Source organism: Rheinheimera sp. MMS21-TC3 (assembly GCF_032229285.1).
Lineage (GTDB): Bacteria > Pseudomonadota > Gammaproteobacteria > Enterobacterales > Alteromonadaceae > Alishewanella.
In genome coordinates this window covers 557379-577139 of the sequence record NZ_CP135084.1, presented here as the reverse complement: position 1 = coordinate 577139, position 19761 = coordinate 557379, and the positions used below count along the sequence as shown (strand labels likewise).

22 protein-coding genes and 2 pseudogenes are annotated in these 19761 nt (G+C 41.3%); 12 read left to right on the top strand and 12 right to left on the bottom strand.

Going from position 1 to position 19761, the window contains the following annotated elements:
* The first annotated feature begins 253 nt into the window (after positions 1-253).
* The 3 genes from RDV63_RS03035 (at position 254) to RDV63_RS03025 (ending at position 3645) form a co-directional block, all read left to right on the top strand.
* The gene (locus RDV63_RS03035) at positions 254-1072 is read left to right on the top strand and encodes a DUF432 domain-containing protein (RefSeq protein ID WP_313908023.1); all 819 of its coding nucleotides are present in this window, start codon (positions 254-256) and stop codon (positions 1070-1072) included.
* A 1-nt stretch (position 1073) separates the two neighbouring features.
* Positions 1074-1880, top strand: a complete 807-nt coding sequence (locus RDV63_RS03030) for a mechanosensitive ion channel family protein (protein ID WP_313908022.1) — start codon at positions 1074-1076, stop codon at positions 1878-1880.
* A 145-nt stretch (positions 1881-2025) separates the two neighbouring features.
* Entirely contained in the window at positions 2026-3645 is a 1620-nt protein-coding gene (locus RDV63_RS03025; RefSeq protein WP_313908021.1) for a hypothetical protein, read from the top strand.
* Between the two features lie 12 nt (positions 3646-3657).
* On the opposite strand, the gene mutM is transcribed toward RDV63_RS03025, so the two are convergent.
* The 5 genes from mutM to radC form a co-directional block, all read right to left on the bottom strand.
* A complete protein-coding gene (gene mutM, locus RDV63_RS03020; protein ID WP_313908020.1) occupies positions 3658-4467 on the bottom strand; it encodes a bifunctional DNA-formamidopyrimidine glycosylase/DNA-(apurinic or apyrimidinic site) lyase in 810 nt (269 codons plus the stop codon).
* 60 nt (positions 4468-4527) lie between these two features.
* Positions 4528-5007, bottom strand: a complete 480-nt coding sequence (locus RDV63_RS03015; RefSeq protein WP_313908019.1) for a hypothetical protein — start codon at positions 5005-5007, stop codon at positions 4528-4530.
* Positions 5008-5110: 103 nt separating this feature from the next.
* Complete coding sequence (gene rpmG, locus RDV63_RS03010; protein ID WP_008219722.1) at positions 5111-5266, bottom strand: 50S ribosomal protein L33; 156 nt, start codon at positions 5264-5266, stop codon at positions 5111-5113.
* An 11-nt stretch (positions 5267-5277) separates the two neighbouring features.
* The gene (gene rpmB / locus RDV63_RS03005; RefSeq protein WP_070048286.1) at positions 5278-5514 is read right to left on the bottom strand and encodes a 50S ribosomal protein L28; all 237 of its coding nucleotides are present in this window, start codon (positions 5512-5514) and stop codon (positions 5278-5280) included.
* Positions 5515-5678: 164 nt separating this feature from the next.
* A complete protein-coding gene (gene radC, locus RDV63_RS03000) occupies positions 5679-6353 on the bottom strand; it encodes a RadC family protein (RefSeq protein ID WP_313908018.1) in 675 nt (224 codons plus the stop codon).
* An 81-nt stretch (positions 6354-6434) separates the two neighbouring features.
* Here radC and coaBC point away from each other — a divergent pair, with 81 nt between their 5' ends.
* The 3 genes from coaBC (at position 6435) to slmA (ending at position 8938) form a co-directional block, all read left to right on the top strand.
* On the top strand, positions 6435-7667 hold the full coding sequence (gene coaBC / locus RDV63_RS02995; RefSeq protein WP_313908017.1) for a bifunctional phosphopantothenoylcysteine decarboxylase/phosphopantothenate--cysteine ligase CoaBC: 1233 nt from the start codon (positions 6435-6437) through the stop codon (positions 7665-7667).
* Positions 7668-7709: 42 nt separating this feature from the next.
* Positions 7710-8168 (top strand): dUTP diphosphatase, encoded by a 459-nt coding sequence (gene dut, locus RDV63_RS02990; RefSeq protein WP_313908016.1) that lies wholly within the window; start codon positions 7710-7712, stop codon positions 8166-8168.
* A 173-nt stretch (positions 8169-8341) separates the two neighbouring features.
* Positions 8342-8938, top strand: a complete 597-nt coding sequence (gene slmA, locus RDV63_RS02985) for a nucleoid occlusion factor SlmA (RefSeq protein ID WP_313908015.1) — start codon at positions 8342-8344, stop codon at positions 8936-8938.
* A 259-nt stretch (positions 8939-9197) separates the two neighbouring features.
* On the opposite strand, the gene pyrE is transcribed toward slmA, so the two are convergent.
* The gene (gene pyrE / locus RDV63_RS02980) at positions 9198-9845 is read right to left on the bottom strand and encodes an orotate phosphoribosyltransferase (protein ID WP_313908014.1); all 648 of its coding nucleotides are present in this window, start codon (positions 9843-9845) and stop codon (positions 9198-9200) included.
* Between the two features lie 41 nt (positions 9846-9886).
* The gene (gene rph, locus RDV63_RS02975) at positions 9887-10600 is read right to left on the bottom strand and encodes a ribonuclease PH (protein WP_313908013.1); all 714 of its coding nucleotides are present in this window, start codon (positions 10598-10600) and stop codon (positions 9887-9889) included.
* A gap of 124 nt (positions 10601-10724) precedes the next feature.
* Between rph and RDV63_RS02970 the strand changes: the two genes are divergently transcribed.
* On the top strand, positions 10725-11585 hold the full coding sequence (locus tag RDV63_RS02970) for a YicC/YloC family endoribonuclease (protein WP_313908012.1): 861 nt from the start codon (positions 10725-10727) through the stop codon (positions 11583-11585).
* Positions 11586-11759: 174 nt separating this feature from the next.
* Positions 11760-11978, top strand: a complete 219-nt coding sequence (locus RDV63_RS02965) for an ATP-binding protein (protein WP_313908011.1) — start codon at positions 11760-11762, stop codon at positions 11976-11978.
* Here RDV63_RS02965 and RDV63_RS02960 read toward each other — a convergent pair.
* A pseudogene (locus RDV63_RS02960) lies at positions 11951-12546 on the bottom strand (IS3 family transposase); the annotation flags it as partial. The gene RDV63_RS02965 and the pseudogene RDV63_RS02960 overlap by 28 nt on opposite strands.
* A gap of 186 nt (positions 12547-12732) precedes the next feature.
* Here RDV63_RS02960 and RDV63_RS02955 point away from each other — a divergent pair.
* From RDV63_RS02955 to RDV63_RS02945, 3 genes are read left to right on the top strand one after another with little or no spacing between them, the layout of a single operon-like run.
* Positions 12733-13272: a manganese efflux pump MntP family protein gene (locus RDV63_RS02955; protein ID WP_313908010.1), complete on the top strand. Its 540-nt coding sequence runs from the start codon at positions 12733-12735 to the stop codon at positions 13270-13272.
* Between the two features lie 59 nt (positions 13273-13331).
* Positions 13332-13613, top strand: a complete 282-nt coding sequence (locus RDV63_RS02950; protein ID WP_313908009.1) for a PepSY domain-containing protein — start codon at positions 13332-13334, stop codon at positions 13611-13613.
* 2 nt (positions 13614-13615) lie between these two features.
* The gene (locus tag RDV63_RS02945; protein WP_313908008.1) at positions 13616-14137 is read left to right on the top strand and encodes a cytochrome b/b6 domain-containing protein; all 522 of its coding nucleotides are present in this window, start codon (positions 13616-13618) and stop codon (positions 14135-14137) included.
* A gap of 526 nt (positions 14138-14663) precedes the next feature.
* Here RDV63_RS02945 and RDV63_RS02940 read toward each other — a convergent pair.
* On the bottom strand, positions 14664-14999 hold the full coding sequence (locus RDV63_RS02940) for a helix-turn-helix transcriptional regulator (protein ID WP_313908007.1): 336 nt from the start codon (positions 14997-14999) through the stop codon (positions 14664-14666).
* 357 nt (positions 15000-15356) lie between these two features.
* On the opposite strand from RDV63_RS02940, the gene RDV63_RS02935 reads away from it, so the two are divergent.
* Positions 15357-16055, top strand: a complete 699-nt coding sequence (locus tag RDV63_RS02935) for a class I SAM-dependent methyltransferase (protein ID WP_313908006.1) — start codon at positions 15357-15359, stop codon at positions 16053-16055.
* A 220-nt stretch (positions 16056-16275) separates the two neighbouring features.
* On the opposite strand, the pseudogene RDV63_RS02930 reads toward RDV63_RS02935, so the two are convergent.
* The 3 genes and pseudogenes from RDV63_RS02930 to RDV63_RS02920 all read right to left on the bottom strand — a co-directional run bounded on the left by RDV63_RS02930 (position 16276) and on the right by RDV63_RS02920 (position 19056).
* Positions 16276-17260 (bottom strand): annotated as a pseudogene (locus RDV63_RS02930) (IS3 family transposase).
* 83 nt (positions 17261-17343) lie between these two features.
* A complete protein-coding gene (locus RDV63_RS02925) occupies positions 17344-18678 on the bottom strand; it encodes a type II toxin-antitoxin system HipA family toxin (RefSeq protein WP_313908005.1) in 1335 nt (444 codons plus the stop codon).
* 3 nt (positions 18679-18681) lie between these two features.
* Positions 18682-19056, bottom strand: coding sequence for a helix-turn-helix transcriptional regulator (locus tag RDV63_RS02920; RefSeq protein WP_313908004.1), 375 nt, complete (start codon positions 19054-19056; stop codon positions 18682-18684).
* Positions 19057-19761: the final 705 nt, after the last annotated feature.

Below are 19761 nucleotides of genomic sequence, written 5' to 3'. Positions count from 1 at the left end.
GGCAAGCTTACTCAGCTGAATTCATATTGATGGCAAAGTTAATTTTTAGGCTTCGCCTACTACCCGGTACATCCATAAAATTCACTTTTCTCCTAAGTTTTAAGCAGAAATATATAAAATACCGATAATACAGGCTATTTTATAAAGGATAGCCTTGAATAACAACTGAATATAATCACTTTGCCGCTGCTAAGTCTGGTATCTTATTGTTAAGATAACCACAAAACCTACTATAAAATGGATAAGCAATATTGTGACTTCAACAGCTAACTCAGTCTGGTGGCAACCTATGACCTTCGCTATTAATCAATGCCAAGGTTTCCGGATAGGTGCTTTGCAACTGTATTTACAGCGCCAAGCAAAGCAATGGTTAATTGCCACTGATAACCTAGGCGATGATACAAAAGTACCGGTTCAACAATATAATGTTGAGATGATACCTGGCCATTTGCAACCACAGCGCTATATGTTTACTAAAAGCCCTAACGTATGCCGTTTAGTGCCACAATTATTAGACCGGTCCGTTGTGGTTAAAACCTTACAACCCGTCAGTATTCCGCCTGGCGAGCAAGCCACGTTTTATATTAGTTCACCAGTGTGCATTAGCGTAGTACTACCGGCAGCAAATGCTGAAAAATCTGAACTTATCTTAACCGATATTGCAGTACAACGCTTGTCTGATACTTGGTTTGGCCCTTCTACCCAAATTGGTGAACTTTGTTACGCCGATAAAACCCATGCTAGGCACAGTCAGGCTGAGCTAAAATGTAGACCACATCGCGCTATTACACCGGTACAGGTTCACAACCTTTCAGAGCAGATGTTAGCTGTGGATAAAATTAGTATTCCAGTCCCCTTGCTTGCCCTTTATGGTGATCTAAATGGTAACTTATGGACAGATGGCTTAACTTTGCACCATAAAAGTTCGCAAAGCTTAGCCAGCTTTAAAATAGACAAGCTCAGCATCACTACGCAACAAGCAGCAACCATGTTGAGCCCACCACGTAAAAAAGCAGAAAAGCACAATTTAATCCGTGCTTTTACTGATATGCTTTCCGACCAGCGAGGCTAAGATGGCAGACTTTATTTTAACATGGCTCCAACACGAACAGTTGCGCAACATTCTCTTGGCTATTCTATCGGTAATCTTAGGTTTTTTAATTGCCTCTATCGCAGCGCGGGCTGTGGAAAAAACATTCAAAAGTAACTTTTCACAACATCATATAGTGCTTTTTAAGCGCTTAGTTTATTGGTTAGTGCTGGCTCTCTTTATTGCTTCAGCCTTAAATCAGGTTGGCTTTTCCTTAAGTGTTATCCTTGGTGCCGCCGGCGTTTTATCTGTTGCTATTGGTTTTGCTTCCCAAACCTCAGCATCCAATATTATTAGTGGCTTATTTTTAATTGGTGAAAAACCTTTTCAGCTTGGCGATACCATTAAAGTCGGCAGCACTATAGGTGAAGTATTATCCATAGATTTACTGTCAGTAAAACTGCGGACTTTTGATAACTTATTTGTTCGTATTCCTAACGAAAGTTTAATTAAAAGCGAAGTAACAAACTTAACTCGGTTTCCAATTCGACGTTTTGATCTTAAATTAGGCGTAGCCTACAAAGAGAACATTCGCCAAGTTCGTGAGCTATTATTGCAAGTGGCTGACAACAATCCACTGAGCTTAGACGACCCAGCACCTGTTTTTATGTTTCTCGGTTTTGGTGAGTCTTCTTTAGATATTCAGTTTTCAGTTTGGGCAAAACGTGAGAAGTTTCGTGAATTACGCAACACCTTGCACGAAGATATTAAAGTCGCCTTTGATGCTGCAGGCATTGAGATCCCGTTCCCACAACGTAGTGTTATTCTTACTCATGCTAACGATAAGTAATTATATACATCTGTACATAGCTTGCTGGCATGATATAAATATAGTTATGCCAGCAAATAACTTGGGGTAGGTTATACGGCTAATTATTAATATTAGCTTCACTTAGCTGCACTATATTATCTAAAAAGCATTATAGGGAGTTATTATGCGGCTTGCGCTTTACCTAACAATAGGATGTGTTTTTAGCAGTTATACTTTTGCCGACTGCCAACCAGTGGCAGATAACCGCTTTTTAGTCGACAGCAGTAATATTACTATTAAAGATATTACTTTTAGCCCTAATAATGTATTTGATTTAACCCATAAAAGTACTTTTTGGCTACATGAGTTTGCTAACTATAGCCACACCATCACCCGAGAATCTGTACTTAAAGACGATATCTTATTTGAAATAGGCTCTTTATTAGACCCCAAAGAGCTAGCTGAAACCGAGCGACTCTTGCGTACCCGCAGTTATTTACGCGAAGCCACAGTACGCATTAGCCATTATTGCGCCAATGAAAACAGCATTATTGTTGAGGTAGAAACTTGGGATAACTGGTCGTTATTGCCTACTATCGATTTTTCTAGCGAAGGTGGTCGTAGCAAAAGCGCCTTAGGCTTTGAAGACGATAACATACTGGGTAGCGGTAATAAGCTTGGCATTAAGTACAAGCGTGAAACTGAACGTACTGGCTATGGTTTAAGCTTTAATTCACCCAATATGTTTGGCACTTTTTGGGATGGCTCACTACGATACTCTAATAATTCAGATGGCGACAACTATCAACTGCAACTTAGTCGGCCTTTTTACCGCTTATCCTCGCCTTGGTCATTTTTATTTAATATTCAGCGTGATACGGAAGAGGTTAGCGAATATGAAGCCGGTGAGGAAGTTAACCGCTTTCAGCGACAAAATAGCTTAATTGACGCTGAGTTTGGTTATAAATTACCAATAAAAGGCAAAAACATACACCGCATAAAACTGGCTGCAGAGTTAAACGATTTCAATTTCAATCTTGCTGAGCAAGGCACCTACCTTGCTTTGCCAGAAGATCGTAACTTATCTGGTTTTTGGCTGGAATATGAATATATTATTGCGGATTATCGTAAGCTTTATAATATTAACTCATTCAACCGTACCGAAGACTTTAACTTTGGCTGGCAGCTTAATGCTCGGATTGGGCAATATAATAAAGGACTTGGAGCAGATGAGAACGCCCTATTTTGGCAACTTTCCGCTTTAAAGAACTGGCAACTTGCAAACGACATTTGGCTTTTATCTGCGACATCTTGGCTGCAACGTCGCTTTGAGCAACAGCAGTTTTTATTTAGTAGCCATTGGCAATTAGTTAAACACTTAACTGATAACAGCAGCTTAGTGTTTAAGGTAAATATTGATAAAGGTAATAACTTGTTTCGCGATGAGCCGCTATACATAGGCGGCGAGCAGAATATGCGCGCTTACCCTGAGTATTTTCGCAGTGGTACAGCCCGAGCAATTAATAGTATTGAATACCGCCGCTATACCGATTGGTCACTATGGCAATTGCTAGACGTAGCTTTTGTTGGTTATATAGATGTAGGTAAAGTTTGGCCAGGCAGTGATCAGCAATTGCCAGACACTGATAGCTCAACTTTAGTAGGTGTTGGTGGTGGCTTACGACTGCTCTCTAGCCATTCTAGCCGTGGAGCCATGATCCATATCGATATTACTAAAGCTCTAACTGATAACGATAACCTAAGCGGTGTTGAATTTAGATTAATGGCTAGCCGTAGTTTTTAATCTCTAACCTTATTATTGCTGACACTCTGGACAAAATACTGTTCTGCGCTGGCCAATTTTAATATCACTTAATACAGACTGACAGCTAACACAGTTTTCACCGCCACGGCCGTAAACTAATAACTCTTGAGCAAAATAGCCAGGTTTGCCATCTGCTGCACTAAAATCTTTTAGCGTAGTACCACCTTGTTTAATGGCCGCGCTTAAAATCAACTTTACCTGCTTAGCCAGTTCCGCCACTTGTGCTATAGACACTTGATTAGCTGGCTTTGTAGGCAAAATACCTGCTTTAAATAAGGCTTCGTTAGCATAAATATTACCTACACCAACCACAACATGGTTATCCATCAATACTTGCTTTACCGCTGTGCGTCTTTTAGCAAAGGCTTGGTTTAAATGGCTAGCATTAAATTTATCGCTCAGTGGTTCAGGGCCAAGCGTTGCTAGTAATGGATGCACTTGGCCTCGGTCTTGCCATAACACTGCGCCAAAGCGGCGGGTGTCGTTTAAACGTAATATTTTATCGCCCGATAGCACAAAGTCGATATGATCATGCTTTATTGCCACTGTACCAGTTGGTAAAACTTTTAAATGACCCGACATACCTAAATGCAAAATAATATCGCCCTTAGGTAATTCAATTAATAAGTACTTAGCCCGTCGGGTTACTGATAATATCGGTTGCTGCTTTTGCTCCACCACTTCATCAGGGATCCACCAACGTAATTGGCGCTGCCTAGCAATAACATTAAGTAAGGTTTGCCCTTGTAAATAGGGGCTAATTCCTTGGCGCGACACTTCAACTTCGGGTAACTCTGGCATTAAAAACTCCAATACATAAACTTGGCTAATACTAATACGGCCGGCAGTTACAATTTTAATTTAAGGCAATAAAAACAGCTGTGCGGCTTGCTCGCTTGTAAGCTGAAATAAGTTAGTTTTACCAGCTTGCTGCACTAAATAGCCAGTATCAGTTGGGTAAAGTAACCAAATCATCGGTTCAAATTGGCCTACAACTTGAACACTAGCTTGAGCAACTGGCACTTTACTTTGTAATGAGGCGGTTTTCACTTCTGATAACTCGGTATATTGCCAGGCTAAAGCTAACTTTTCAGCGTCTACTAGCCTAGCCTCACCATTATTAGCAACCGCTTGTGGCTGTAATCGCCACTGGGTACCGGCTTGGGTTAAGCGTTGCTGGCCAAAGCTAACCATTAATAACTGGCTATGTTCGGGTATTAAGCGATAACGAATAGGATCAGATTGCAGTAAACGTTGTGGAATACCATATAAAAAAAACATTAAAATCAGCACAACAAAGATAAGTACATTGTTCCAGTTTCGCTGAGAGAGTTTAATCATATTGCTGCCTATCTGCACAAGGTGAACGTCCATTGCAGCGGCATAGTAACTTAGGCGGGGACTAAAAAGCAAAAACCCGGAATAAACCGGGTTTCTTTTTCGATTACTTGATTTTCGCTTCTTTGAAAATCACATGCTTACGCACTTTAGGATCGAATTTTTTGATTTCCATTTTTTCTGGCATAGTACGTTTGTTCTTCGTAGTTGTATAGAAGAAACCAGTACCAGCAGAAGAAACTAAACGGATTTTATCGCGCATTATTTAATTCCTTAAACCTTGTGACCGTTAGCACGCACGTCAACTAGGACGGCATCGATACCATTCTTATCAATGATACGCATACCACGAGTAGTAGTACGTAATGTAACAAAACGGTTTTCACTTTCAACCCAGAAACGGTGTGTTTGTAGGTTAGGCAGGAAACGGCGCTTAGTAGCATTTTTGGCGTGAGAGCGGTTGTTACCAACCATAGGTCTCTTACCAGTTACTTGGCACACTTTAGACATGTCAATTGTTCTCCAAAATTACATCAGCTCGAGCTGTCGTCACCCTTCTGGCCGAGAAGGTTACCTCAAAACAAAGAGGGCGCAATTTATACACGAATTAGGCTTGCTATTCAAGCTAATTCTTCTTTTTGCACTAGGTTTTTCGCATAAACACCAGCCAAGTATTATAGCCAGCCTCGTTCAGCGAAGGAGATGACATCAGTGTCGCCAACCACAAAATGATCTAATACCTTGATATCTACTAGCATTAATGCCTGAACAAGCCGGTCGGTAATACTTCTGTCCGCTCGACTTGGTTCAGCCACACCCGATGGATGGTTATGCGCCAGAATAACAGCGGCCGCATTATGCGCTAATGCATGCTGAACTACAATACGCGGATACACCGGCGAGGCATCTATTGTGCCACTAAACAGTGATTCAGTCTTAATAAGCCGATGTTGGCTATCTAAATATAATAATAAAAACACTTCACGCTGCTTATTACTAATAGCATGCTGCAAATAACGCTTTACCGCTGAGGGCTCAGTAAAAACAGTTTCTCGCTGAATTTGTTGCTCTAAATAGCGCTTACTTAACTCTAATACTGCCTGCAATTGCACATATTTAGCTTCGCCTAAACCTTTGCCCGTGCAAAATTGTTGCTGGTTAGCCGACAACAACCCTTTTAAGCTACCAAACTGCTTTAATAACTGCCTAGCTAAACTCACGGCATCAATTCCGGCAATGCCAGTGCGTAAGAATATTGCTAATAACTCTGCATCAGACAAAGCACTAGCTCCATGTAGTAGCAGCTTTTCGCGTGGTCGCTCTGCCGCTGGCCAATTACGAATACTCATCTGAATCCTCCCTGAACTGATGCCGATATGCTCTTTTCGTGCTATCTTAGCGACAGTTTTTTTGGTCTTGGTAAGCCTGATATGCAACAAACTTTGGCAAACAAACGTATTTTACTGGGTGTAAGTGGCGGTATAGCTGCCTATAAAAGCGCAGATTTAGTCCGCCGTTTATCCGAACGCGGCGCAGAGGTTCGAGTTATTTTAACCGACTCTGGCCAACATTTTATTACCCCTTTAACCTTGCAAGCGGTATCGGGCAACCCTGTTAGTACCAGCTTGTTAGATCCCAGCGCCGAGGCCGCTATGGGCCATATAGAGTTAGCCAAGTGGGCCAATATCTTTATTATTGCCCCAGCTACAGCAAATGTTATCGCCAAACTAGCTCAAGGTATGGCCGATGATTTGCTAACAACCTGCGTGCTAGCGACTACAGCTGAACTCTTTATCGCACCTGCAATGAATCAGCAGATGTATAAAAACATAGCAACACAAAAAAATATAGCAACATTAAATGAACATAATTTTCACATAATTGGCCCAGCAGCAGGTGAACAAGCCTGTGGTGATGTTGGTTTAGGCCGAATGGAAGAACCGTTACAAATTGTTGCTGCTATTGAGCAATTTGTTGCAGCTAAGCCCGATAGCCATTTAAGCTGGCAAGGAATATCTATTGCTATTACCGCCGGCCCTACCCGCGAAGCGATAGATCCAGTGCGTTACATTTCTAACCATAGCTCGGGTAAAATGGGCTTTGCTTTAGCAGCAGCTGCCGCGCAATTAGGTGCTGATGTTACCCTTATTGCTGGGCCAACACTTTTAACAACACCCGCTGGTGTTAAGCGAATAGATGTTATTAGCGCAGAGCAAATGCACCAAGCCGCTTTAACGGCAGCACAAAACAGTGCTATTTTTATTGGTTGTGCTGCTGTTGCTGATTATAGAATGGCCGAAGTTGCGGCAGAAAAACTGAAAAAAACCAGTGACGCTGAATTAATTCTAAAAATGGTTAAAAACCCCGATATTATTGCTAGCGTTGCAGCCTTAAGCCAACACCGGCCTTTTACCGTTGGCTTTGCGGCTGAAACCCATAATCTTATCGACTATGCCAAAGCTAAATTAAGCAGTAAAAAGCTGGATATGATTTGTGCTAATGACGTTTCAGATCCTAACCAAGGTTTTAATAGCGAACATAACGCGGTCACGCTAATTTGGCCACAAGGCCAACTAGCCTTACCTGCCCAAGCTAAATCGGCTTTAGCACAACAGATATTGCAGCATGTGTTACAACAGTTTCAATTAGTAGCTAAAATATAATTGCTAACAATGTAAACCCAACAACTTAGATAGAAGCCTTAAATGAAAAAAGCCATAGATTTAAAAATACTTGATCCTCGCATTGGAACAGAATTTCCCTTACCTGCTTATGCCACACCAGGCTCTGCTGGTTTAGATTTACGCGCCTGTATCAACACCACACTTGAATTAGCCCCTGGCGAAACCAAGTTAATACCAACTGGTTTATCTATTTACATTGGCGATACTAATTTATGTGCCACTATTTTACCGCGTTCTGGTTTAGGCCATAAACACGGCATAGTGCTAGGTAACTTAGTCGGCTTAATTGACTCAGACTACCAAGGCCCCTTAATGGTGTCGATGTGGAACCGTGGCCAAGATAGCTTTAGCATTGAGCCTGGCGATCGCATTGCTCAGTTGGTGTTTATGCCCGTAGTGCAAGCTGAATTTAATCTGGTAGACAGCTTTGAACAAACCCAGCGCGGCGAAGGTGGTTTTGGCCACTCAGGCAAAGCTTAGTAAATATATAGAATCTAACAAGCATCGGAAGCAGATGTACTTATTTCGCAGCGGCATGGATGCCGCGTAGCCGGAAAGGGCACAGGGATGTGCTCCTTGCAGGCGGTGAAATAAGTATTTTCTGCTGTAGATGCCTGCACAGAACCCTATTTTAGATTTTAACAGGATAATCAATGCCAGCACCACGTCGTAGTAATCGCAAAGAAGACATTTTGCAGGCACTAGCCGCTATGTTGCAAAGTAATAATGGCCAACGCATTACCACAGCTGCCTTAGCCGCTAAAGTAGGCGTATCAGAAGCCGCTTTATATCGCCACTTTCCCAGCAAAGCGCGAATGTTTGAAGGTTTAATTGAGTTTATTGAAGATACCCTACTTTCACGCATTAACACCATTTTAGACGAATACAAAGACACCCAAAGCCGGGTAGAAATGATCTTACAATTAATTTTAATCTTTGCCGAACGTAATCCAGGGATCTGCTGTATTTTAACCGGCGAAGCCCTGCAAGGTGAACCCGAGCGCTTACAAGAACGAGTAGAGCAGCTTTTTGATAAGCTTGAAACCCAACTAAAACAATGCCTGCGCGAACGCAAACTGCGTGAAGGCAAAAGCTTTGCTATCGACGAAGCCGACTTAGCTAACCTGCTATTAGCCACAGTAGAAGGCAAATTAAACCAATTTGTTCGCTCAGGCTTTAAACGTCTACCTACCCAACACTGGCCAGCACAGTGGCAGTTGATGCAACAGAGCCTGTTTGAGCAAGCTTAAGCTTGAGTTGTAAATGTTGAGTGGTGAGTGTTGAGTGTTGAGTGTTGAGTGTAAATAATAATAGTGACTAGTTGCCTTCGGCAACAGTGACCGCGCTTAAGCGCTAGTGACCGTTCGCTGTGCGAACTAGTTACCGCTGTAAAAAACAGTAGTGACTAGTTGCCTTTGGCAACAGTGACCGCGCTGTAAGCGCTAGTTACCGTTCGCGTGCGAACTTGTTACGCTTGCAAAGCAAGCTAGTCACTACTTAGATACCAACCTAGGCTTCAACACCATATTCGGCGCGGTAGGCTTTAACCGCGTCTAAGTGCTGGGCCATTTCTGGTTTATCAGCTAAATAGTTAATTAAATCTGGTAAGCTAATAATTGAAATAACTTTAGTGGCAAAGTCACGTTCCACTTCTTGAATAGCCGACAACTCACCCTTACCGCGTTCTTGTCTATCTAACGCAATTAATACGCCGGTTAAACTTGCGCCTTGTGCTTGAATAAGCTGCATAGACTCACGAATAGCTGTACCTGCAGTAATCACATCATCTACCAACATAATGCGCCCAGCTAAAGGTGAGCCAACTAAATTGCCCCCTTCACCATGGGCTTTAGCTTCTTTGCGATTAAAGCAATAAGGCACATCACGATTATAGTGATCCGCCAGCGCTACAGCTGTTGTCGTGGCTATAGGAATACCTTTATAAGCAGGGCCAAATAGCACATCGAACTCTAAACCTGCATCATCTAATGCAGCGGCATAAAAGCGACCTAATTTAGCTAAATCACTACCTGTATTAAATAAACCTGCATTAAAAAAGTACGGGCTAGTGCGGCCCGACTTTAAGGTAAAGCTGCCAAATTTTAAAACCTGACGCGCTAAGGCAAATTCAATAAAGTCACGTTGAAACTGTTTCATGCAATAAATACCTATTTAAATTAGCGTTCAACAAAATGGCTTTATGCTAAAGCCCGTTTTTGCTCATCACAAATTTCGCGAATAGCATGCTTGCCTAAGTCGAACATTTGCTGCATTTCTTCAAAGCTAAATGGTGCCTCTTCAGCCGTACCTTGAATTTCAATCACTTTGCCGGTTTCGGTCATTACAATGTTCATATCAGTATCAGCATTAGAGTCTTCATCGTAATCTAAATCGGCAATGGCCGTGCCTTTATAAATACCAACAGAAACCGCTGCCACCATAAAGTTTAACGGGTTAGTTTTAATGGTGCCTTTAGCACGCATAAAATTAAGCGCATCCACTAATGCAACACAAGCGCCAGTAATAGAAGCAGTACGAGTACCGCCATCAGCTTGGATCACATCACAGTCAATAGTAATAGTGTTTTCACCTAATAACTTTAAATTCACCGCTGCCCGTAAAGCACGGCCAATTAAGCGCTGAATTTCCATAGTACGCCCACCTTGCTTACCGCGCGCGGCTTCACGGTCATTACGGGTATGAGTCGCCCGAGGTAACATGCCGTATTCAGCTGTAATCCAACCTTTACCTTGGCCTTTCATAAAGCGCGGTACGCCTTCAACCACACTAGCGGTACAAATCACTTTAGTATTGCCAAACTCAACTAATACTGAGCCCTCAGCATGAGCCGTAAACTGGCGAGTAAAAGTAAGGGGACGGATCTGACTGGCGGTTCTGCCACTTGGACGCATAGCTGCACTCCTATAATGAATTTGGTGCTTATTATAAAGGCTAACGGCTTACAGGGCTATCAATTCGCCAAAATCGATTAAGCTAAGGTATACTCAGGCATTATTTATTGTTAGAGACTTAATTATGATCCATAGCATGACCGCTTTCGCCCGTCACGAAACCAACGCCAGCTGGGGCAGCGCCCAATGGGAAATTCGCTCAGTTAACCAGCGTTATTTAGAAACCTATTTTCGCCTACCAGAGCAATTTCGAGGCTTAGAAAACCTATTACGTGACAAACTACGGGCTAAATTGAATCGCGGTAAAGTAGAAGTAAACCTTCGCTTTCATGCAAACCAAGCCGCCGGCGAGCTTAACATTAATCATAGCTTTGCCGAGCAACTGCTACAGCAAGCGCAATTATTACTAGCCAAGGCACCACAAGCTCAGCTTAATATCGCCGACATTATGCGCTGGCCAGGCGTAATGGAAACACCGAATGACGACATCGATGCCATTCAAAAAGAACTACTCGCTGGTTTTGATGCCGCCTTGCAAGACTTCTTAGCCGGCCGTGGCCGCGAAGGCGACGCCATAGAACAAATGATTACGCAACGCTTAACCGGCATTACAGAACAAGTATCTTTTGTTCGCAGCCACCTACCGCAAGCCATGCAATGGCAACGTGATCGCATTGTAAACCGTTTAACCGAAATTAAAGCCGAACTCGACCAAAGCCGCCTAGAGCAAGAAATGGCCTTTATTGCCTCTAAATCAGACGTAGCAGAAGAGCTAGACCGCCTAGACGCCCACATTAAAGAAACCCAACACATCCTAAAAAAAGGCGGCGCCTGTGGCCGACGCCTAGACTTTATGATGCAAGAATTCAACCGCGAAGCCAATACGCTATCATCCAAAGCCATCAGCACAGAAATCACCAATGCAGCAGTAGAACTTAAAGTGCTAATAGAGCAAATGCGAGAGCAGATCCAAAACGTGGAGTAACACCTAATATGGGGTCGTAGCACATTAATTTTATGTTAACGATCCACCATTACCTGTCTTAAAACAATATACACAGCTCTGGAGTTAGATTAGTTTTACTTGGCAAAAAGTGTTTAAATATCGATATAAACTTTTCACTCTCGGTAGCTCACTTTTTTATTCATACGGTGATAAATGGCAAGATTTGAAATTAAGACGCTAGAAGATATATCTCTTTTACGAGAATCATCAGAGCTAGAGTGTAAGCAAGCTAGTGGCATAGATGGAAAAGGTGCAATACCGAAAGATATGTGGGAAACCTATAGCGCGTTTGCCAACACTGACGGTGGTACTATTATTCTTGGCTTAAAAGAAAAAAGAGGCCAAATGCCAACTTCATTACACGCCAGATAAAGCCTCGCTCCCGCTTTATTCGCTTCTTGTATCAACAACACGTACTCTGTGCGCTGTGAGAACGAGGTTAGTCGTCCTCGCTGTCGTTCTCCCACAACGCATTTAACTTTTTTCGTAGTACCAGCAATGCCGCAGTTTCAGCCAGTGCTTTTTCTTTATGGCGAAGTTCGCGTTTTAACTGTTTAATTTCTTTATGGTCAGCCTGACGCTGGCGTTTTGTCTCAAGCTCTTGCTCACGAGAGCTTTTAAAACCTCTTAAAGAATCTGCTTTCCACGCTTTTACTTGTTCAACATAAAGCCCTTTTTGACGACAATACTCACTTAGTTCGGCTTCATTTAAACTGGCAGTTTCAATCACGGTGGCAAGCTTAGCTTCTGCTGACCATTGCTCTGGGGTGGATTTGTTTCCGGGCACAGGACGACCTTGTTGTTTGGCTTTATCTCGCCAATTATACAAAGTTTGCAAACCAATACCTTCACTTCTTGATACTTGGGCAACAGACATATTTGATGGTGGTAATAATTTACTCAAAATCATTTGTTTACGTTCTTCACTGTAACTTGGCATAATCAGCCCTTAACGCCCCAACTGGTTAAATTTTAAGTAGTGACAACTATCCTGCCAGAGGGGGCAAGTAGAAAGCGTTATCTTAACGTAAATAGAGTATCATTATTTTTGTGAAAATATTTTGCTTCAGTTATTACTAGTGGATATTGATAGAAGCAACAACTAAGTAAAAGGATCGCGTTCTAAATGTTTGAAGTTATCGTACTAGCACTAGCATTAAGTATGGATGCATTCGCCGTATCTATTGGGCTTGGTGCCAAACACAGCCAGACCAGATTACCTTTAGGATTAATTGCTGGTATTTATTTTGGACTATTCCAAGGTATCATGCCCTTAATTGGTTATGCTGTGGGTATAGGAATTTTTGTTTGGATTGAAGTATTAGCACCATGGATTGCTTTTGTATTACTTACTTTGATCGGCGGGAAAATGATATATGAATCAAGAAGTGAAGGCGTTGAAAATAATATAGTTAAAATAACTCATAAGGTTATGCTTATTCTAGCATTGGCTACTAGTATCGATGCAATGGCTGCAGGCTTTTCTCTAACTATATTACAAGTTAATCCTATATCTGCTTGTTTTATTATAGGCATAACCACTTTAATTTTTAGCTGGCTCGGTGTCGTCATTGGAAAGCTAACAGGCTCTTGGTTAGAAAGTAAAGCAGAGCTACTAGGCGGAATTGTGTTAATATTGATAGGCTTAAAAATTCTAATTTTTTAACCTATTCTTATCCTAATCAATATGAATTGTATAACTTTCATCTAAAAAGGAAATGTAAAATGAAAATTAAATATTTAATTGCATTAGTATTCAGTGCAGCTTTACTAAACGGTTGTGGTGTAGCTGATAACCCGACAGTTTGCACAAGTGATCCACAATCTGAATGGCTAGATCAAGATAAGTTTCAAGCCAGCTTACTTGCTTCAGGCTATAAAATTAATGAGTTTAAAGTTACTAAAGGGAATTGTTATGAAATTTATGGAACAGATAAAAATAACAGTAAGGTAGAAATTTACTTTAATCCTGTAGATGGCTCTATAGTAAAACAAGAAAGCCACTAGATTTGGCTAAATACTTATTAATATGGGATCCATTGGTAAGAGTATGCCATTGGATCCTCGTATTGGCTTTTACTTTAAATTATTTTTTACTTGAACCAGGAAGTAATCCACATCAAGTATTTGGATATATTGCTTTAACCACTATTTTAGTCAGAATTGTCTGGGCAACAATAACTACAAATTATGCTAGTTTTAAGCATTTAAATCTGCATTATAAAAATTTCGCATTACATTATTCGCATCTGCGTTCCCGCAATATTCCTAGTCAGAGCGGCCACAACCCAATAGGCTGGTTAATGATTATTAGCACTTGGTTACTTGTTATTGGCTTAGCAACAACGGGGTTTATACTTGAAGAAATAGATTATTTTTTTGGTAATTCATTAATAAAAAATATACATTCAATATTTGCAAATACTTTGTATGCAATCGTTTTAATACATATTATCGCAATAATTTTAGTTAGTTGGTGGGGGAAGATTTCATTACTTCGACCAATGATTACTGGCAAAAGAAAAAGCTAAGACCTTGATTTTTATAGCGCACCTGCCGGATTACTCGGGCTGTCCTGCCCTTGCCCTTCGGGCCAGCAAAGCTGTTCAAAAACGCTCCCGACGTTTTTGTCGAACCTGTGGCCTCTGCCTCCGGAGGGCAATTAAAACCAACCCCACAAAAATAAAATCCCTATATATCAAACACATATGCATATATCAGCGCCAACAAATCCCCTGTTAAAACAGCACCATTTGGGCACATATTTGGGCACAAATAAATATCAATTCGAGCATCGATATTGACTCTTTCCCTCGACAAAAATTTATAATTTATAAAAAATATCTGAGTTTTGATGTCGAAAATTTTCGACAGTTTTTAAGCTAATTTGAACTAAATTGCTAACTCTAGCGATTCAATTTTTATCTTTAGGTAAGGCATAAATTTTAAAATCATCATGAAGTTTACTCCAGTGCGCTTTTAACCCAGCTTTATGCTCATTATTCATTGGCAGTGCTCATTCATTTTCCCCCAGCAATCCTTGCCATGGATCATCAGTTAAAACTTACTTTTCTCATTATCAGAAGGCAATGCATCAATGGATGGACTAGATCCTTCGCACAGTAACGCTATCACGGCATTAAGCTTTTCATTTGGAATAAGTAATATTTCACTTTTCAGCCCTTTAGCTATTAACTCAAGCGTATCAAGCCGCGGGTTGCCTTTCGATTCTAGTCTCTGATATTGCTGACGCGATATCCCTACTTGCAGCATCATATCGTGTTGTTTAAAACCTAATGTTATTCGGCGTTTATTTATCTGTTCAAGTTTATTAATAATGAACAATAAAATAAACCGAACTAGCTGAGGGATCCCCACAAATTTACACCCCATAGTATCAGCTCTTTGCCAATTTGATTAGCGCCCAATTCCACTGTGCAACCCAGTGCAATTTGAAGCCAGCATCGGTGACAATAACAGGCTTACAGTCGCTAGGTAACATGGCCTTGAGTTGCTTTAAAAACGCCCAGTGCAAATGTGGACAAAGAGCTGTAACCGCGTCCAACAGGACAGAAAATCGCGCTTTCTGCATACTTTTAGGGGTGACAAATCAGAGGAAATCGGCGAGCATAGTTTTAACATTCATGGCGGTATTCATGGTTAGATGTTTTTGGCGATTAACTACAGAATTTCTGGGGATACCTCAGATAAAACAGACTGTACAGACAGTTAAATAGGTGGCGGTGCTAGATGGATCCAAAACAATTAAAAGCCGTTTTTGATAAGCTAGCTTCCAGCTATGAGGTTCAGCTAAACAAGCTGGCGCCTATTCACCAAGGCTTGTATTTTCAGCTGGAATGGATCTTTGCAGACTTACCACTAAATGCTCGAATAATGTGTGTCGGGTTAGGTACCGGCAGAGAGTTGTCTTATTTAGCTAATAAGTTTCCAAGCTGGCAATTTACTGCCGTTGAACCCTCTGCTGCCATGCTTAACTTGTGTCGGCAAAGGGCAGAAAAAGAAGGCTTTATTTCTCGCTGTCAATTTCATAATGGCTATGTTGAATCACTAGACGATACTGAACTCTATGATGCGGCCACTTGTTTTATGGTTTCACAGTTTATTCTTGATAATAAACAACGCTCATGCTTTTTTCGGGCAATTGCAGAAAGGCTTAAACCCAGCGGATTATTAGTTAGCGCCGATTTATCGTCAGAGGTAGGTTCAGCCGAATATAACGCCTTGCTAAAAATGTGGGGAACTATGCTACATGCTGGCAATGTCCCCGCAGATGCTAAAGAAAAGCTAGGTTCAGCCTTAGTAAGAGATATGGCAATTTTGCCGCCAAGTACTGTTGAGTCTATTATTAAGCGTGGTGGTTTTGACTCACCTGTGCAGTTTTATCAAGCAAGTTTGGTTCATGCTTGGTTTGCACTGCGATCTAAATAAGTAGTAAGCGGTAAATAGCTAAAACCTTTTTGCATATTCGGAATTGGTTTTAAATTATCATCAACCAGTAAACGTCCCAAAAGCGGATGTTTGTCTAGCTTTTGCCCCACAAACTCCCATTTTTCTGAAAAACCTTTAAATTGTCTTGAAGATAAAGTGCTTCCAGCAGGGAACCAAGCTGTAAATGCCCCATTTATAACACAGTCATCTCGTAGAGTATTTATGCCGCATTTCTGTACTCTAGTGGCGTCATGTCATTAAGTGAGTCGTGCGGCCGTTCAGTGTTATACAACTCAATCCACTCTTCAGTTATTTGCTTCACTTCATTCAGGTTGTTGAATATGTATAAATCCAGTACATCATCACGATACGTTCGGTTAAATCGTTCAATATATGCGTTTTGGTATGGGCAACCCGGTTAGTCAATCATAATTCCATGTGCTTGTGCCCAGTTGACGAAGACTTCTGAGGTGAACTCGCTGCCGTTATCAACTCGGATTTTTTTCAGGATAGCCATGCCATTCAGCAAGTTGATCTAGATAACGTATCACACGTAATGATGGCATGCTGGTCGCGATGTCAATCCCTAGTACTTCACGGTTAAAGTCATCAATAACGTTAAATGTCCGAAACCGGACTTTGTTGTGCAAGATATCGCTCATAAAATCCATTGACCAGCACTTACCCAGTGCACTCGGTGCAACCAAGGGGTCCGGATTACGGTTGGGCAGCCGCTGCTTTCCTTTGCGTCGTAGGTTCAGTTTTAGTTGTGTATAAACAGGATAGACACGCTTGTGTAGCTGTCGAAGGCGTTTAAAGCATTTAGGGAAACCCCACCGATGATGCCTTTCAACTAACGCATTTAAGGCATCAATGAATTCATCATCATCGGCCAGCTTAGGCTCGTAGTAGTAGGCGGTACGGCTGATGCCGACCACATTACAGCACTTTACAATACTCGCGTTATACTGCATCTGTGATTTCAGGCTTAATTCGGCATACATCTGCTTGAGTCGCCGGTTTTCTTCTTCAAGCTCTTTTAAGCGCCGTACATCGGATGCTTCCATACCGCCATACTTTTCACGCCACTTATAAAAGGTGGAATTGCCAATGCCATACTTACGGCAGATATCTTTAATGGGCACGCCCACTTCGGCTTCTTTCAAAATCGCCACAATTTGGCTTTCTGTTTTGCGTTTGCTCATCGTAAAACTCCTTTGCTCTAGCTTAAAAGAAATTCTACGAGTAATCTGTATTATTTTACGGGGTAGTTACAAATCAAAAAGGTTTATTCAAGTATTACAGCCAATTTTTCATTAAGTACAGTCATACCAGTGAATATCGGATTTGACACTGACTCAGGAAAGTCTTTTGGTAGCTCTAGCTTAACTGAGTCGATTACTTTATTTGTTTGGTAGTAAACATAAGATAGCTCGCGCATGACAATATCAGGGCGTAAACCTAAATGCTGCCCAAAAGTAATCCAGTGTCGTGCTGCCATTGAGAATATTTTTTTGTGTTTATTATTTGAAACAACTGACATTGCCAATTCAGCTTTTTGTTTTGCAATTTGATTGGCCCCTTTACCAATAATCGGATGTGCAGACAAAACATCATACAATGGTGCAAGCTGATATTTGTTGCCGCCCTTTAATTGAATTGAAAAATTTTTAGCGTGACCATCTATTGCTGCCAATATCCAAAAAACAATCAATGCTCTAAAGAATAGTTGACTGTCTGCTTGCGAATTTGAGCCGCTTTGCAATATATCCATAATCGCTTTTGCAGTAGGACCTTGATCACTCTCATACTTATTTAATGAGTTAATGCCTAGCGCTTGACACATATCTTCTTGAGGCAACCTTAAGATTACGCCGTCATCAATAAGCAATTTACGATCAAACCTTTCTACTACTAATGCTTTTACCGATTGTTTACCATTACTAAAAGACATTGGTTGGCAGTTAGCAACCGGGATCCCATAGCCTTGAACAATGCGTGAGCAAAGCCATTCATTCTCAACGGATGTCGATAGGTCCACATTCATATTTGCTATTAGGCCTAGAGGCAATTTAAATATATGTGTCGTTGGCGTAGAGCCACTTGGGATATACCAGTTTTCCTCAAATAATAACAAGCCTGTCTTTTCCTGAGCGCCAGCAAGTGATAACCGAAGCGGGTCATCCTTATGGCTACGGCCGAACCCTTTTGGCACCTCAATTAATAAGTCAGCAACGTCACTTTCAGCAAGTAACTTACCTTCGATCTGCGATATGTCTGGAATTTCATCTATAGGCAATATTTGAATAGCGCCAATACAGTCTCTACCAACAGCTCTAAGTAGCTCACTCGCCTCGGTATTTTTAGTACCAAATTTTGTTGCTATACGCCTACGTATATCCATCGTGTCCGGCAACAAGTTATCGAAATAGTTAAGAACCGCTTCACTTTTAATTTCACTATTACCAGGAACAATTGGCAATGAAAGAGAAAGTGGCCGGCATAACGGGTTTGCTATCCATGCATCATCATATTGGAAGGTATGTTTAACAGGGTGCCAGTACCCTACAATATCGCCATTCATCCATATTGCTAAATGCTGCGAGGTTAATTTAATCTGCATACATCACCACTCCAACTTTTTATTAGAGCGAACCGCTAACACCCTAGATTTATTGTTGCTTTCACTCGCTATTTTTGACTGGTTTGAAGGGTTATCAGCTCGAGTGTCTATATTTTTTGGCTCGCTGATAGCTGTTGAGCTCTGAATGTTATCTTCTGGCTTGGTGCGCACTTCTATAACTAAACCTGCTTGTAGAGTTTGAAGTAGCACAAGTAACCGCTCAACACTCATACTTTCTGGGTTATTTTCTAATCGTTGATACCCTTGCTGTGTAAGCCCTAATAGCTCACCAGCATTAGCTTGTGTGTAACCCAACTTGTTGCGAAGCGCTTTGATATACAGTTTTAATTGAGCGATTGTTAATACTGGATATTGCATAGTGGCTACCTATTCACTTTAAACATACAACATCTATGTTGTTTTAAAAGAATACAACGAATATATTGTTTTTACAAGTTACAACATATTCATTGTAACATGATATCCCTACCTTTCTAAAAAACAACACTCAGCAAAGCCGTAGCGCTCAGTCTTTAATAATGACAATCCTAACTTATACAAATATTACCGCTTAAAACACTTGATAAGTATTTTAGGCAGCAATTACTAGGTATCAATAGCTTAATTTTAAAAGGCCTTAAGCACTCATTGTAATTTGTGAACTCATTCTATCAGCCAGCTGTAATGCAGGCGCTAAGTAGGTTTCTGCTTTATAACCATAACGAGCACCAGGACTACTGCAGGTCCATAGATGACGTAACAATATCGCACTTTCTGGCTCATGATTATCAAGCCACTGCAGGACTCGCCGATAAAGCAGAAGTCAATTTCAGCTTTTTCTTTATAAGAGTAAAAATTACGTTGGTCACGATATGGTCACATGGTGGTCACAAGGCATAAAAAAAGGTCTCGCTTTTCAGCTAAGACCTTGATTTATATGGCGCACCCGCCGGATTACTCGGGCTATCCTGCCCTCGCCCTTTGGGCCAGCTGAAGCTGTTCCAAAATGTTCCTGACATTTTGGTCGAACGACGCGTTCTCACTGGGCTGGGTGCTTAAAACACAAAAACCACCCTATAGGTG